Consider the following 16,558-nt stretch of genomic DNA (forward strand, 5'->3'; position numbering starts at 1 on the left):
GTGGGTACCGATCCCGATCGTCAGCGCGCCCCGCACGGCCTAGGCCTGGGGCGCCGGTTCGTGGGTCCGGCTTGGATGCTTGGGGAGAGAGAGGCACATGGATCATCTGATGCGCGGCAGCCGTGCGGCTGCACTGCGGGCGTGGGCGCGTGCCGCCTGCGAACACCACCGGACCACGGCGTCGTCGGGGCGACGCCTGCGGTTGCTGATGGCCGTCCTGCTGTCGGCCGCGCCTGCGCTGGCCGCGGCCGCGGATCTGCAGATCACCAACCTGTCCGACACCGGCTACGATCCGACGCCGGCCGGCGGCAGCGTGGTCTACAGCGTCACCGTCGAGAACAGTGCCGCCGATACGGTCAACAACGCGGTGGTGGTGTTCGACCTGCCCACAGGCGCGCGGGCAGGCTCGCCGTTGCCGTCCTACTGCAGCGTTGCCGCCGGCAACCCGCAGCGCATCGAATGCCGGGTCGGCACGCTGGTCGGCACCTTCTCTTCCAACGGCGCGCCGGTGACCTTCCAGTTGCCGGTGAGCACGGTCGGCCTGGCCCCGGGCACGATCGAGATCCGCGGCGCGATCGGCGTGGAAAGCGGCCTGCCCGCGGCGAGCACGCCGATCGCATCGCTGGCCGATGCCGATCCGTTCTTCGCCGGCGACACCAACGCGGCCAACAACCGCCGCCTGGAAGCGACCACGCTGGAATCGGCGGGCGACCTGAGCGTGGAGAAGACCGCCACGCCGAACCCGGTCGTCGCCGGCGCCGAGGTCACCTATACCGTCACCGTGCGCAACGCCGGGCCCAGCGCCTCGGCCGGCTTCACGGTGGTCGACACCTTGCCGGCCGCGGTGCAGTACGTGGCCAACAGCTTCAGCGGCAGCGGCTGGACCTTCAACAGCGGCAGCATGACCGCCACCCATGCCGGCGCGCTGGCCAACGGCGGCAGCAGCAGCTTCACCTTCCGCGCGCGCGTCACCGCGGCCAGCGGCAACATCGTCAACACCGCGCGGGTGGAGGCCGGCAGCACGCCTGATCCGTTGCCCGACAACAACACCGGCAGCGTGACCACCACGGTCACCGCCGGCGCCGACCTGGCGCTGAGCAAGAGCGTCACCCCCTCGCCGGCGATCTCCGGTCAGCCGGTCACCTTCAACATCCAGGTGCGCAACCAGGGTCCCAGCGCCGCGCTCAACCCGCGCTTCGTGGACAACCTGCCCACCGGCTTCCTGGTCACCGGCGGCACCGTGCCGGCCGGCTGGACCTGCACCAACAGCAACGGCAACGCCACCCGCACCTGCGCGTTGAACGGCAGTCTGGCGGTCGGCGCCGTGGCCGATTTCACCATCGAGAGTACGGTGCCGGCGTCCGGCACCAACAGCAGCGGCGACGTCACCAACAGCGCCACCGCCAGCTCCGATACGCCCGATGCCAACAACGTCGACAACACCGGCAGCACCACCTTCACCGTGCTCGCCGACGGCGCCGACCTGTCGCTGCAGAAGACCAAGACCCCGGCGCTGGTACCGGTGTGGAGCGGCATCGGCAGCGATCTGGACAGCCGCATGACCAGCACCATCGTGGTGCGCAACATGGGCCCGCGCCCGGCCACCGGCCAGGTGCAGGTGGTGGACACGCTGGCCAGCGGCGAAGAACTGCTGCAGCCGGACGGCAGCGTGGCGCAGCCTGGCGTGCCCTTCGCCAGCGGCGCGTGGACCTGTGCCGTGGACCAGGCCTACAGCGGTGGCGGCGTGCAGCACGTGACCTGCGACCTCGGCGCGGGCTCGCTGCCGTTGGCGGTGGGTGCGCAGGCGCCCAACCTGCAGTTGTTGACGCGCGCACGCAGCTCGTCGGCCAACCTGCTCAACAACGCCTGTACCGGTGGCTCGGGCGGCTCGATCGAACCGCTGACCGGCAACGGCATCGACCGCGACCCGGTCACCAGCAACGACTGCTCCGGCGCGGGCACCCGCACCACCGACGAGCGCGCCGACCTGTCCATCGCCAAGCAGACCAATGGCGTCGGCACCGCCGACAACGTGCTGGCGGCCAACCAGGACACGCTCAGCTACACCCTGACCGTGACCAACAACGGCCCGGACAGCACCACCGGCGTGGTGGTCAACGACACCGTGCCCGGCTTCGTCAGCGGCCGCACCCAGATCAGCGTGACCACCACCCCGGCCGGCTGGAATTGCGCCATCAACGGCGCCTCGGTGGTGTGCCGCTCCGGCACCACCGCGCTGGCCAACGGCGCCACCGCGCAGATCGTCATCCAGGTCAAGCGCGCGCTGTTCGACAGCTTCAACCAGCCCGCCGGCACCTGCGGCGGCACCGCCATCAGCGGCGCGTTCTGCAATACCGCCGGGGTCGGCATCGATGCGGCCGTGGCCGGGTCGGTGGGCGAGCTCAACGGCAACAACAACCAGGCCTCGGACTGGATCCGCATCGCGCGCGTGGCCAACGTCGCCACCACCGCCAAGACCATTTCCTCGGGCACGCCCGGCCGCGCCGGCGTCAACACCACCTACGTGATGTCCTACCTCAACCAGGGCCCGTCGACGGTGCCCGGGGTGATCTTCCGCGACGTGTTCACCCTGCCGGCCAACGACACCGGCTTCGTGCTGGTGTCCGCGCAGCGCACCGGCGCCGGCACCCGCACCTGCACCGCGACCCCCGGCGCCGGGGTCACCGTGACCGCCACCGCCGGCGGCAACTCCTACGCCAACCCGACCGGGTCGCCGGCGCAGGTCACCGTGCAGTGCCCGGCGCTGCCCTCGATGACCAACCAGCAGACCGAAACCCTGCAGGTGGTGATCCGGCCCAACGTCAACAGCGGCAACACCGGCCGCCAGTTCGACAACGTCGCCGACTTCGTGATCGATCTCGATGGCGACGGCGTCGGCGATGCCACTGCCGGCACCGACAGCGACGGCAACACCTACGACTTCAACACCGACACCAGCGACGACAGCAAGAGCGCGCAGCTGCCGTTCGAGGCCGGCCAGGTCGACCTGATCACCAACAAGGTGGACACCGGCTTCACCGGCGGCGTGGATCCGCTCGGCTTCGACGCGACCAATGCCGCGGCGAACCTGATCACCTACCGCGTCACCATCCGCAACAACGGCCCGTCGGTCGCCACCGACGTGCGCCTGGCCGACACCTTCACCCCGCCGGCCGGCCGCACCGTCACCTTCATCGGCGCCTCGGCCACCCCCACCGGCAGCTTCGATCCGGCCGCCTGTGCGGTGACGTCCGGCAGCAACCCGACGGTGGGCGCGGTGCAGGTGCTGAACTGCCTGATGCCCGGCATCGGCTTCAGCAACAACGTCGCCGGCGTGATCGCGTCCGGCCAGACCAGCACGCTGTACCTGCGCTACCGCTACGACACCCCGCCCGGCGCGGCCGGCGACACGGTCAGCAACCTGGCCCAGGCCACGTCCGCCGAAACCGACAGCAATACCGCCAACAACGGCGCCAGCCAGGAGACCACGATCCGCGCCTCCGCCGACGTGGGCGTGAGCAAGCACGTGGTCACCACCACGCCCGATGCCGATCCGGATGCGGCGCTGCCGGCCAATGCCACCTCGGTGGGCCTGCGCCAGCCGTTCTTCTACGTGATCGACGGCATCAACAACGGTCCGGGCGCCAGCCTGTCGCGCGACCGCAGCGGCAGCAGCCCGCTCAACGGCACCGGCACCGTGGTCAGCGACACGCTGCCCGCCGGACTGGTGGTCGTGGGCCAGGTGACCTGGCAGAAGAAGGGCCCGATTCCGGGCGGCGGTGGCGGCGAAGTGCCCAACGGCACCGGCACCTGCACCCAGGCCTCGGCCACGCTGACCTGCAACCTCGGCGACGTCACCGTCAGCGGCAAGCTGCGCATCGTGGTGCCGGTGCGCTGGGACACCTATCCGGGCGCGTCGGCGATCAACAACACCGCGACCATCGCCACCGAGCAGGTCGATCGCGTTCCCGCCAACAACACCTCTACCGTGCCGATCCTGGTCACCCGCGCGTCGCTGGCCGGTGCCGTGTTCGAAGACCGCGACCGTGCCGGCGGCAACGGCGGCGTGCGCCAGAACGGCGAACCCGGCATCGCCGGCGTGACCATCGTGCTGAGCGGCACCGATGCCTACGGCAACGCGGTCAACCGCAGCACCACCACCGCGGCCGACGGCAGCTACAGCTTCGACAACCTGGCCGCGGCCGGCGCGGGCGGCTACACGCTGACCCAGACCCAGCCCAGCGGCTACCGCAATGGCCCGGTGGATCCGCCGGCCGCCGGCGCCAGCGCGCCGTCGCTGGGCGGCACCTATGCCGCCGGCAGCCCCAACTCCAGCTACACCACGATCCCGGTCGGCGCGAACGACACGGCCGTGCGCTACGACTTCCCGGAAGTGCGTCGTCCCAGCCTGTCCGGCCGGGTCTACGTGGACCTGAATTTCAACAACGTGCGCGACGGCGGCGATCCGGCGATCGCCGGCGCCACCGTGGAACTGCTCGATGCCGTCACCGGCGCGGTGCTGGCCACCACCAGCACCGACGGCAACGGCGCCTATCGCTTCGACGACCTGGATCCGACGCTCACCTACAGCGTGCGCGAGCCGCTGCCGAGCGGGCAGTACAGCAATCGTCCCAGCGCGATCAATCCCGGCCAGATCGGCGGCGCCGCGTGCGCGGCAGGCGGCTGCGTGGCCGGCACCGCGGTGGCCGCGCCCGGCGGCCCGGATGCGGCGAGCACCGACCGCATCTCGCAGATCCAGCTGGGCGCGGGCCTGGACGGCACCGAGTTCAACTTCGGCGAAAACCCCAGCGGCAGCGCGATCCAGGGACGGGTGTGGCGCGACGACGACAACGACGGCGTGATCGACCCGGCCGAGACCGGCCTGGCCGACGTGGAGCTGGTGCTGACCGGCACCGACCAGAACGGCCAGGCGGTCAACCTGACCACCAAGACCGATGCGACCGGCAACTACAGCTTCCTCGGCCTGCTGCCGGGCACCTACACGGTGACCGAGCCGACCCAGCCGACCGGCACCCTCAACGGCAAGACCGTGCCCGGCGACAAGGGCGGCACCGCCACCGGCGTGACCACCGCGCCGTCGGCGATCGCCACCATCGTGCTCGGCGCCAACCAGCAGGGCCAGCACTACGACTTCGGCGAAGTGGCGGCGGCGTCGCTGTCCGGCCGCGTGTACTACGACAACGACGACAACGGCGTGGTCGGCAGCGACGAATCGGGCATCGCCAACGTGCGCGTGGTGCTGACCGGCACCGACGATCTCGGCGCCGCGGTGCAGCTGAGCGTGCAGACCGATGCGCAAGGCAACTACCGTTTCGAGAACCTGCGTCCGGGCACCTACACGGTGACCGAACCCGATCAGCCCGCCGATACCCGCAACGGCATCACCACCGCCGGCACCGTCGGCGGCGCCATGCGCGGCGTGGCGACTCCGCGCGAGACCGTGCCGTCGGCGATTTCCGCGGTGGTCCTGGCCCCGGGTGCGCAGTCGATCGACAACAACTTCGGCGAGATCGCCAACACTCCGGACCTGGTCGTCAGCAAGCTCGCCGACCCGGTCAAGTTCACCGTCAACAACATCGCCCGCTACACCATCAGCGTGCGCAACATCGGCCCGCGCCCGACCGCCGGCGTATACCAGGTGCAGGACCGCCTGCCGCCGGGCGTGACCCTGGCGGCGCTGCCCACCGGCAGCGGCTGGACCTGCAGTGGCGCGATCGGTGCCGACCGCTTCAGCTGCGATGCCAGCGCGGTGATCGCGCCCGGGCAGACCGCCAGCGAGCGCATCCAGGTGCAGGTCGCGGTCGGCGCGGCGGCGGCGACCGGCAACCCGGTCAACAACGCGGTGCTGGTGCAGGGCGGCGGCGAAGACGCCACCCACAGCCCGACCCCGGCCGAACGCGGCGCGTTCGATGGCGACGTGACCCAGCTGCCGGTCTGCGATCCGGCAATCACCCAGAACGCCTGCCGCCTGCCGACGCAGGTGCAGTTGGCGGCCTCGGTGTCGGGCACGGTGTGGTTCGACGTGGGCAGCGACGACACCCTGCTCGACGGCGGCGATCGCCGCCTGCAGAACTGGATCGTCGAACTGGTCGATCCGAGCAGCGGTCAGGTGGTCAAGACCACGCTCAGCGCCGCCGATGGCAGCTACCGCTTCGGCGACGTGATCCCCGGGCAGAAGTGGCGCATCCGCTTCCGCGATCCGAGTTCCGGAGTGATCTGGGCGTTCCCGGTCAGCGGCGAGACCGCTTCCGGTGCCGTGGCCCCGTGCGCGGCCGACGCGGCGATCGGCAACGGCACTACCAGCTCGTGCCGGATCAGCGACGGCGGCGTCAGCCAGCTGGAAGTGGTGCTCAAGGCCGGCGAGAACCTGCCGCAGCAGAGCCTGCCGGTGGATCCGTCGGGCGTGGTCTACGACGCGGTCACCCGCGACCCGGTGCCCGGTGCGATCGTCACCCTGGCCCCGGTGGGCGTCTGCGCCGGCTACGACCCGGCCACCAGCCTGCTCAACACCGCGGCCGGCGGCTACCGCATCGACGGCAACGCGGTGTCGATGACCGTGGGCAACGATGGCTACTACCAGTTCCTGTTCGGTCCTGCGGCGCCGGCGCGTTGCGAGTTCGCGCTGACGGTGACCCCGCCGGGCGGCTACGTCTTCGTCTCCACGCTGATTCCGGCCGAAGACGGTTCGCTGTCGCCGCCCGGCGCGGTGGGCAGCAGCTATCAGGTGCAGTCCAACGCGCTGGCGCCGACCGGTCCGGTCGGCACCGCGACCCAGTACTACCTGCGGCTGTTCGCCGGGTCGGCCACCGCCGGCATCGTGCACAACCACATTCCGCTGGATACCGCGGTGGCCACCGGCCTGGCCATCACCAAGACCGGCGACCGCCAGACCGCCGAAGTGGGCGATACCGTGCAATACACCATCACCATCCGCCAGACCGCCGGCAGCCCGCTGCAGACGGTGAACGTGGTCGATCGCCTGCCGCGCGGCTTCACCTACATCGAAGGCACCGCGCGCGCCAACGGCGTGGCCGTGGCCGAGCCGCTGGGCAAGCCGGGCCCGACCCTGGGCTTCAGCGCCGGTCCGATCCAGGTCGGCCAGCAGATCGCGCTGACCTACCGCGTGCGCATCGGCGTCGGTGCGCAGCAGGGCGACGGCATCAACCGCGCGCAGGCGCACGGCTGCTCGATCGCCGGCGGCTGCATCGATCCGGTCTCGCTGCAACCGCGTTCCGGTTCGCTGCCGTCCAACCAGGCGCAGTACCGCGTGCGGGTCAGCGGCGGCGTGTTCACCGAGGAAGGCTGCGTGCTCGGCAAGGTGTTCGTGGACTGCAACGTCAACCATGTGCAGGACCGCGAAGAGCTCGGTATTCCCGGCGTGCGCCTGTACTTCGAGGACGGCACCTGGGTGATCAGCGATTCGGAAGGCAAGTACAGCTACTGCGGCCTGCCGCCGCGCAGCCACACGCTGAAGGTCGATGCGTCCACGCTGCCGGTCGGCGCGCGCCTGACCACCAGCAGCAACCGCAACCTCGGCGATGCCGACAGCCTGTTCATCGATCTCAAGAACGGCGAGCTGCATCGCGCCGACTTCGTCGAGGGCAGCTGTTCCAACCCGGTGATCGAGCAGGTCAAGGCACGCCGCACGCAAGGCGAAGTGCGCGCGCCGGAAACCGAAACCGGCCATGCGCCGCTGCGCTTCAGCAGCAAGCCGTTGCGCGCGCCGCAGCAGGCCACCGACAGCGCGGCGCAAGCGCCGATCGTCAAGCCACGCGGCACGCCACCGCCCGATGTCGCCGTTCCCGCGGAGGTGCAGCCATGAGCCGGCCCGTCACGACGCGCCGCCTGCCGCGGCTGACCCTGCTCGCCTGCGCCCTGGCCGCGTTGCCTGCGCTGGCCCAGCAGACCGTCGGCAGCAGCCGCTTCACCCCGGTGCTGGGCGAGGCCGGCACGCTGTACCCGCGCACGCCGAGCAGCGCCGATGCCGCCGCGCAGACGCTGGCGCCGCGCGGCGCGCTCGACGCGCACGCCGCGCAGGGCATGGACCAGGTGCAGGTGGAGGTCGACCGCGATGGCGCGCCGGCCGACGGCCAGACGCCGGTGCACGTGACCGTGCGCCTGCTCGACGACGCCGGCAAGCCGTTGCAGGGCGAGCACTTCGCCACCGTCGAACACACCGGCGGCCGCATCCTGCTGCCGGGCTCGCGCACCGACGAACTGGGGCCGGGCGCGGCCGATGCCGATAAGGTCACCCCTGGCGTGCAGCTGCCGGTGCGCGACGGCGTGGCCGAGTTCGACCTGCTCGCGCCGGACCAGCCGCAGGACGTGGTGCTGCGGGTCACCGCCGGCGGCCACAGCGCCGAAGGCACGATCGGCTTCGTGCCGGAAATGCGCGAGATGATCGCCACCGGCCTGATCGAGGGCGTGGTCAATTTCGGCCGCCGCGACAACAGCGGGCTGATCGCGCCGGTCGACCACGACGACGTGTTCGAACGCGACATCCGCCGCTGGGAAAAGCAGTTCAACAACGGCAAGGCCAACGCCGCCGCGCGCACCGCGTTCTTCGTCAAGGGCCGGATCAAGGGCGAGTACCTGCTCACCGCCGCCTACGATTCGGACAAGGACGTGCGCGCCCGCCTGCTGCGCGACATCCAGCCGGAAGAGTTCTACCCGGTGTACGGCGACTCCTCGCTGCGCGGCTTCGACGCGCGCTCGGCCGAACGCCTGTACGTGCGCGTGGACAACCGCCGCAGCTATCTGCTGTACGGCGATTTCCAGACCGGCGACACGCTGGCCACCGCGACCGGCGTGGGCGCGCGCAGCAGCATGCCGCAGCGCAGCCTCGGCACCTACAACCGGACCGCGACCGGCCTGGGCTGGCACTACGAGAACGCACGCGTGCGCTCCAACGTGTTCGCCATCCAGGACTCGCTGCGCCAGGTGATCGAAGAATTCGCCAGCCAGGGCAGCGGCCCGTACGCACTGCGCAACAACGCGGTGCTGGAAGGCAGCGAGCGGGTGGAAGTGGTCGTGCGCGACCGCAACCAGCCCTCGCGCATCGTCTCGGTGCAGCCGCTGGCGCGGTTGGTGGACTACAGCTTCGAGCCGTTCTCGGGGCGCATCCTGCTCAACCAGTTCCTGGCCGCGTTCGACAGCGACCTCAATCCGGTGTCGCTGCGCATCACCTACGAGCTCGACCAGGGCACCGAGCGCTTCTGGGTCTATGGCGCCGACGGCCAGCTGCGGCTGACCGACGCGCTGGAAGTCGGTGGCGCGGTGGTGGACGACCGCAACCCGTTCGCCGAATTCCGCATGGGCAGCGTCAACGCCGGCTACCGGTTCGGCCCGAACACCGCGATGGCGGTGGAGTTCGCGCGCACCCAGAGCGAGATCAACACCAACTCGATCAACCAGGTCGCCACCCCGGGCCTGCAGGATCTCAGCGGCCGCGTCGAAGGCGATGCGTGGCGCGTGGAATTCGGCCACGACGGCGACAAGCTCGACGCCAACCTGTTCGCCGCGCGCACCGATCCGGCATTCAACAACCCGGCTTCGCCGCTGTTCGGCGGGCGCGGCGAATACAACGCCAAGGTCGACTATCACCTGACCGAGCGGGTGGAGCTGTATGCCGAAGGCCTGCGCAGCGAGGACCGCAATCCGGACGGCGGCAAGCGCGATGCCGGCGGTGCCGGCGTGCGCGTCGGCGCCACCGAGAAGCTCACCCTGGACTTCGGCGTGCGTTCGATCCGCGAGACCGTCGGCGCGTACTCGCCGTGGTCCTCGGGCCTGGGCTACGGCAACGCCGGCGGCCTGACCGGCGGCTTCGCCACCGGCGCCGGCGGCGGCGCGCTCGGCTACGGCCAGCAGCCGCTGGATCCGCTGACCGGCCTGCCGGTGATCGGCTCCAGCAGCGCCGTCACCGGTACCGCCAGCGATTTGCCGATCGGCACCCGCCTGGAATCGGACAGCGCGCGCATCGGCGCCGGCTACCGCGTCGGTACGAAACTGTCGCTGGGCGCCGAGTACGAGCAGAGCGTCTCCGGCGAAGACCGCAACCGCATCGCCGCCGGCGTCGATTACCAGGTGCTGGAACGCAGCCGCCTGTACGGCCGCTACGAGAAGCAGACCGGCCTGACCAGCGCCTACGGCATCACCACCACTGACCGCGAGGCCGATGCGCTGGTGTTCGGTATCGACAGCAGCTACGTGCGCGACACCCAGGCGTTCTCCGAGTACCGCATGCGCGATGCGATCAGCGGCCGCGACGTGCAGGCCGCCTCCGGCATCCGCAACACCTGGGACGTGCGCGAGGGCGTGCGCCTGAGCAGCTCGGCCGAACACGTGAAGGTGTACGACGGCAACACCGGCGATGCCACCGGCCTGGCGCTGGCGCTGGACTATGGCGTCAACCCGCTGTGGCGCGGCTCGGTGCGGGTGGAATACCGCATCAGCGGCGACGTCGCCCAGACCGCGACCGACGAGGCGTTCGACACCACGCTGGTGCAGTTCATGCTGGCGCGCAAGCTCAGCCGCGACTGGACCCTGCTCGGCCGCAACTACCTGCTGCAGACCAACTACGCCGCGCGCGGCGACGTGCTGCAGAACCGTTTCCAGCTGGGCGTGGCCTACCGCGATACCGACACCAACCGGATCAACGCGCTGGCCCGCTACGAGTACAAGCTGGAGCGCGACGAGAGTGGGTTGACCCTGCTCGACGGGCAGGCGGTGGACGGCAGCAGCCAGGACATCAGCAGCCGCGCGCACATCGTCTCGACCCATGCCGACTGGCATCCGTCGCGGCCGTGGTGGCTGACCGCGCATGTGGCCGGCAAGTGGCAGCAGGACCGTTTCGCCTATGCCGACGGCGGCCGCGTGGACAGCCGCTTCCACGCGGTGCTGGTGTCCGGGCGCGTGGTCTACGACATCACTGAGAACTGGGACATCGGCGTGCTCGGCTCCACCTTCCGTGGCCAGAGCGGGTCCAACCAATACGCCTACGGCGTGGAGGTGGGCAGGCTGCTGCGCCAGAATCTGTGGCTGTCGGCCGGCTACAACTGGTCGGGCTACGCCGCCGACCGCGACCTGTCCGGTTACGAGTACACCCAGCAGGGCGTGTTCCTGCGCCTGCGCTTCAAATTCGACGAAGACCTGTTCCGCCGGGATCCGGTCCGTTACCGCGACCCGGCGCGCTGAGGAATCCATGATGACCACGACCCACTCCCGCTTCGTCCTGTCCCGCACTGTCGCCGCCGCCCTGTTGCTCGGCGCCTGTGGCGCCGGCACCGCGCAGACCCAGTTGCTGCCGCAGCAGCACCGCATCAGCGACGAAGCCATCGCCGCCGACCTGCACGGCTACCAATCCGTGCAGGACCGCATCCAGGCGCTCAACGACGGCGGCCGGCCGGTGCGCGACTACGCCCTGTCCAAGGCGCAATGCTGGCTCGACGTGTCCTTCCACGAATACACCCGCAACGACCGCAGCGCGTTCCCGCAAGGGGCGCTGAGCGAGTCGGAGAAACTGGTGCAACTGATGGAGCAGGGCGCCGCGACGATCCCGACCGAGACGCCGCTGGTCAACGACGCCAAGTACCTGCGCGACGACCTGTGGCAGCGCCTGCGCGCGCTGCACGGCACTGCCGGCTTCAGCTGCGCGCAGCAGGCGGCGGCCTGCGGCGAGGTCGAGCTGGTGCATGCCGGCAACGAATTCAACCAGCAGCAATGGCGGCACTCCAAGCCCTACATCCAGATCGCCGAGGACCTGGTCAACGACGCCGAGGCGCTGGCACGGCAGTGCGACGGGCCGAAGCAGGCGGACACGCCGGCGGCGGCGCCGATTCCGCTGGTGGCGAATGTGCTGTTCGAGTTCGACCGCGACGGCTACAAGGACATCCGCACCTATTCGCTGGAAAGCCTGGATCGCGCGCTGGCCCGCATCGCCGAAGAGAAGCTGACCCTGCAGAACGTGGAACTGGTCGGCCATGCCGATCGCATGGACGGCCGCGGCCACGACTACAACCAGGGCCTGTCCGAGCGCCGCGCGCGCACCGTGCGCGAACTGCTGATCGGCCGCGGCGTCGCCGCCGACCGCATCCGCTACGAATACCGCGGCGACAGCCAGCAGGTGCAGCAGTGCGCCGGCGTGACGCCGCGTGCGGCCTTGCTGGAATGCCTGCTGCCGAACCGCCGCGTCGAAGTGCGCCTGGTGGTCGGCCGCGGCGACTAGAGCCCCTCTCCCCCCGGAGGGGGGTTGGGGTGAGGGTACGGCGCGAAAGCGACTCGCGGAGTTGGGGGCGCGAGGCTTCGCCCGTACCTCATCCGCCTCCTTCGGGGCACCTTCTCCCCGATGAGAGAAGGAACAGCCGCTAGCCCCTCTCCCCCCGGGAGAGGGGTTGGGGTGAGGGTACGGCGCGAAAGCGACTCGCGGAGTTGGGGGGGGGGCGCGAGGCTTCACCCGTACCCTCATCCGCCCCTGCGGGGCACTTCCCCCAAAAAGGGGGCCATGGTCCCAACGGGAGAAGGGAACAGCCGAGCCCCTCTCCCGTCGGGAAAGGGGTTGGATGAGGGTACGGCGCGAAAGCGACTCGCGGAGTTGGGGGCGCGAGGCTTCGCCCGTACCCTCATCCGCCCCTTCGGGGCACCTTCCCCCAAAAAGGGGGCCATGGTCCCAACGGGAGAAGGTAACAGCCGAGCCCCTCTCCCACCGGGAGAGGGGTTGGGGTGAGGGTACGGCGCGGAAGCGACTCGCGGAGTTGGAGGGGGGACGCGAGGCTTCACCCGTACCCTCATCCCCCCCTGCGGGGCACTTCCCCCAAAAAGAGGGCCATGGTCCCGTGGGGGAGAAGCGAGCATTCGCACAGGGAGGAGGCACTGCCGGCCTACATCGCTCAAGAATTCCCCCTCAGCGCCGCCATCATGGAGAAGCGAAGCCGCTTTTCGCCGCCCGGATCGGGCCGTCCATGAGGGAACGCGCATGCTGTCCTTGCCCCGCCTGCTGGGTCGTCACCTGGCCAAGTTCCTGTCCAAGCCGCGCCGGCACCGCTCGGAACTGCCGACCAGCCCGCCGCAGCTGCTGCAGGCGGCCTTGCGCAAGGGCGACGTACTGCTGGTCGAGGGCAACAGCCGCTTCTCCACCGCGATCAAGTACCTGAGCCAGTCCACCTGGTCGCACGCCGCGCTGTACATCGGCGATCACCTCGGAACGACAGCCGACGCAGACGCGCCGACGTTCTGCGATGTGGACATCAACGTCGGTGTGCGCCTGGTCGGCCTGAGCGAATTCGCCGGCCTGCACACGCGCATCTGCCGCCCTGTGGGGCTGGGCGCCGACGAGATCGACGCGGTGGTCGACTACATGGTCAGCCGCGTCGGCAACAGCTACGACCTGAAGAACATCCTCGACCTGGCGCGCTATCTGATCCGCACGCCGCCGCTGCCGTCGTCGGTGAAGCGCCGCTTCCTGGAACTGGGCAGCGGCGAGCCGACCAAGGCGATCTGCTCGACGCTGCTGGCGCAGGCCTTCGGCTCCATCCGCTACCCGATCCTGCCGGAGATCGGCAGCGTGCCGGTGCCCGACGCGCAGGATGCGGAAGTGCTGCACAACCGCCATCACAGCCTTTATCTGCCGCGCGACTTCGATGTGTCGCCCTACTTCAACGTGGTGAAGCCGCGCCTGCAATCCGGCTTCGATTTCCATCGCCTGGTCTGGCAGGGCGATGCCGGCCACGACGCGCTGCAGCGCCAGCACGACGTCGCACGGGTTGCATGAAAGCGGCCGCGGCGCTGCGCCGCGGCGACACAGAGGTGGATCCTCACGGCGGCACGGCGCAAATCGCGAATTCCATCACAACGTATTCAGTCCGCGGTGTCGCCAGGCGTCAAGTTCGAAGCGGCTGCGGCCGCTATCAGCAGACATACATCAACGGCATCGCCCCAGGATCGCTATGAATCCCGTCCATTTCCTGCGTCGTCGCATCGCCAACTTGCCGATGACCCGCAAGTTCGTCGTGCTGTGCACCCTGCTCGCCATCGGCGTGATCCTGCTCGCGGTCGCCGCCGCGCGCCTGCAGTATCTGGACTTGGTGGATGCGCGCAAGCAGACCGTGAAGACCCAGATCGACATGGGCATGAGCGTCATCGAGCACTATGCCGACAAGGCCAAGCGCGGCGAACTCACCGAGGCGCAGGCCCAGGAAGCGGCCAAGTCGGCGCTGGCCGACATGAAGACCAACGGCGGCGTGGACTACTTCTTCATGCTCGACCCGCAGATGCGCATCCTGATGCATCCCAAGCGCAAGGTCGGCACCGACATGAGCGACTACAAGAGCGATGCCGGCGAATACGTGTACCGCGACATCCGCACCGCGGTGACCAGCGGCGACGGCTTCAGCTACTACAGCGCGCCCAAGCCGGGCAAGAAGGAACAGCTGCCGAAGATCAGTTACGCCAAGCTGTACCCGCAGTGGAACTGGGTGCTGGTGATGGGCGTGTACGCCGAGGACATCCAGGTCGAGGCGCTGGGCTTCACCAAGATCCTGACCGTGATCGGCGCCGCGCTGGTCGCCCTGGTGGTCGGGCTGTGCTGGCTGATCGCCAGCGCTATCGTCACCCCGCTGCGCGCGGCCACGCGCACCGCCGAGGCCATTGCCGGGGGCCGTTTCGACAACGCCATCAAGGTGGAGTCGCGCGACGAGACCGGGCAGCTGATGACCAGCATGCAGCAGATGCAGACCCAGTTGCAGCGCTTCAACGGCGAGATGCAGACCCTGGTGCAGTTGCAGCAGGGCGACGACATCAGCCACCGCATGCCGGAGGATTTCCCCGGCGATTACGGCACGCTGGCGCGCGGCATGAACACCGCGCTGTTCGAACACCTGGACGCGATCATCGAGGCGATGGCGATCATGGGCGAGTACGGCCGCGGCGATCTGCGTCGCGACATGCGCCGCCTGCCGGGCCAGCGCGCCGCGCTGCATGAAGCGCTGGATGCGGTGAAGGGCAATCTGTCGGCGATCAACGGCGACATCGCGCGCCTGGCCGATGCGGCGGCACGCGGCGATTTCTCCGCACGCGGCGACGAAGCGCGCTACCAGTTCGCGTTCAAGGAAATGGTGGAAGCGCTGAACCGGCTGATGCGGCAGGCCGAAAGCGGCCTGGCCGACGTCGGCCGGATCATGGGCGCGATCGCCGACGGCGATCTGTCGCAGCGCGTGGACGTGCGCTACGAAGGCGCCTTCGGTCACCTGGCCGATGCCGCCAACCGTACCGCCGAGCAGCTGACCACGATCGTGCAAGGCATCCAGCGTTCGGCCGAGTCGATCAACACCGCAGCCGGCGAGATCGCCAGCGGCAACAGCGACCTGTCGGTACGCACCGAGCAGCAGGCGGCGAGCCTGGAGGAAACCGCCGCGTCGATGGAAGAGCTGACCTCCACGGTCAAGCAGAACGCCGACAGCGCACGCCAGGCCAACCAGCTGGTGCTGGGCGCCGGCGAAGTGGCCGAGAGCGGCGGCCGCGTGGTCGAGGACGTGGTCACTACGATGGCCTCGATCAGCGCCGCCTCCGCGCGCATCGCCGACATCATCGGCGTCATCGACGGCATCGCCTTCCAGACCAATATCCTGGCGTTGAACGCCGCGGTGGAAGCGGCGCGCGCCGGCGAGCAGGGCCGCGGCTTCGCCGTGGTCGCCTCGGAAGTGCGCTCGCTGGCGCAGCGCTCGGCGGCGGCGGCCAAGGAGATCAAGACCCTGATCTCCGACTCGGTGCAGGAAGTGGAGCAGGGCTCGACCCTGGTCGCGCGCGCCGGCACCACCATGGCCGAGGTGGTGACCTCGGTGAAGCGGGTCACCGACATCATGGCCGAGATCTCCGCGGCCAGCGCCGAGCAGAGTTCGGGCATCGAGCAGGTCAGCAAGACGGTGATGCAGCTGGACGAGACCACGCAGCAGAACGCGGCGTTGGTGGAGGAAGCCACCGCGGCGGCGAAGAGCCTGGAAGACCAGGCCTCGGACCTGACCCGTGCGGTGGCGGTGTTCCGCCTTGCCGGCGCCGCCAGGCCGGTGGCCGCATCGCCCAGGCCGGTCGCGGCCCAGGCCGCGGTCCGTCCGATCGCCGCCGCACGCGCGCCGATCAAGAAAGCGCCGGCACCGGCTGCACGCCCGCTGGCGCGGAGCAAGCCCGGCGGCGCGCTGGTGGAAAGTTCGGAGTGGGAAGAGTTCTGAGCCAGCGCCGCGGCGCCCGCAACGGGCGCGATCGCCGATGACGACGCCGATGCCTCCGTGCATCGGCGTCTTCGTTTCTGCGTTGGCCGCTATCGGCGGGCGCGGCATCGCGGTGCGCTCGCGGCGATGTCATGCCACGCCGCGAGCGAGGCGAGGCGAGGCGCTACAGCGCAACCCGATCAAGGCCAGGCCACCAGGTGTGGGAGCGACTTCAGGGCATCTCTAATAACTCCATCCCTGACGCTGCACGCTGCGCGTGGCGATGGCGTGTTCCTTTTTCCTGTCGCGGCTGAAGCCGCTCCTACACAAGCGCGCCGTGC

General features: G+C 69.9%; 5 protein-coding genes. All 5 read left to right on the forward strand.

Annotated elements, in window-relative coordinates:
- Nucleotides 1-208: 208 nt before the first annotated feature.
- The 5 genes from AB3X08_RS03320 to AB3X08_RS03340 all read left to right on the forward strand — a co-directional run bounded on the left by AB3X08_RS03320 (nucleotide 209) and on the right by AB3X08_RS03340 (nucleotide 16,238).
- Nucleotides 209-7,843, forward strand: coding sequence for an SdrD B-like domain-containing protein (locus AB3X08_RS03320; protein WP_369936215.1), 7,635 nt, complete (start codon nucleotides 209-211; stop codon nucleotides 7,841-7,843).
- Nucleotides 7,840-11,214, forward strand: a complete 3,375-nt coding sequence (locus AB3X08_RS03325) for a hypothetical protein (RefSeq protein ID WP_369936216.1) — start codon at nucleotides 7,840-7,842, stop codon at nucleotides 11,212-11,214. The genes AB3X08_RS03320 and AB3X08_RS03325 overlap by 4 nt, the downstream gene beginning before the upstream one ends.
- Nucleotides 11,215-11,224: 10 nt before the next feature.
- Nucleotides 11,225-12,244 (forward strand): OmpA family protein, encoded by a 1,020-nt coding sequence (locus tag AB3X08_RS03330; RefSeq protein ID WP_369936218.1) that lies wholly within the window; start codon nucleotides 11,225-11,227, stop codon nucleotides 12,242-12,244.
- A 747-nt stretch (nucleotides 12,245-12,991) separates the two neighbouring features.
- On the forward strand, nucleotides 12,992-13,786 hold the full coding sequence (locus AB3X08_RS03335) for a lipo-like protein (RefSeq protein WP_369936219.1): 795 nt from the start codon (nucleotides 12,992-12,994) through the stop codon (nucleotides 13,784-13,786).
- Between the two features lie 193 nt (nucleotides 13,787-13,979).
- On the forward strand, nucleotides 13,980-16,238 hold the full coding sequence (locus tag AB3X08_RS03340) for a methyl-accepting chemotaxis protein (RefSeq protein WP_369938397.1): 2,259 nt from the start codon (nucleotides 13,980-13,982) through the stop codon (nucleotides 16,236-16,238).
- Nucleotides 16,239-16,558 lie beyond the last annotated feature (320 nt).

Origin of the sequence: Xanthomonas sp. DAR 34887 (assembly GCF_041245805.1) — a bacterium.
GTDB classification, from domain to species: domain Bacteria; phylum Pseudomonadota; class Gammaproteobacteria; order Xanthomonadales; family Xanthomonadaceae; genus Xanthomonas_A; species Xanthomonas_A tesorieronis.

Coding starts and splice junctions, on each gene's coding strand:
- AB3X08_RS03320 (WP_369936215.1), top strand. CDS start 209: ATGGCCGTCCTGCTGTCGGCCGCGCCTGCGCTGGCCGCGGCCGCGGAT.
- AB3X08_RS03325 (WP_369936216.1), top strand. CDS start 7,840: ATGAGCCGGCCCGTCACGACGCGCCGCCTGCCGCGGCTGACCCTGCTC.
- AB3X08_RS03330 (WP_369936218.1), top strand. CDS start 11,225: ATGACCACGACCCACTCCCGCTTCGTCCTGTCCCGCACTGTCGCCGCC.
- AB3X08_RS03335 (WP_369936219.1), top strand. CDS start 12,992: ATGCTGTCCTTGCCCCGCCTGCTGGGTCGTCACCTGGCCAAGTTCCTG.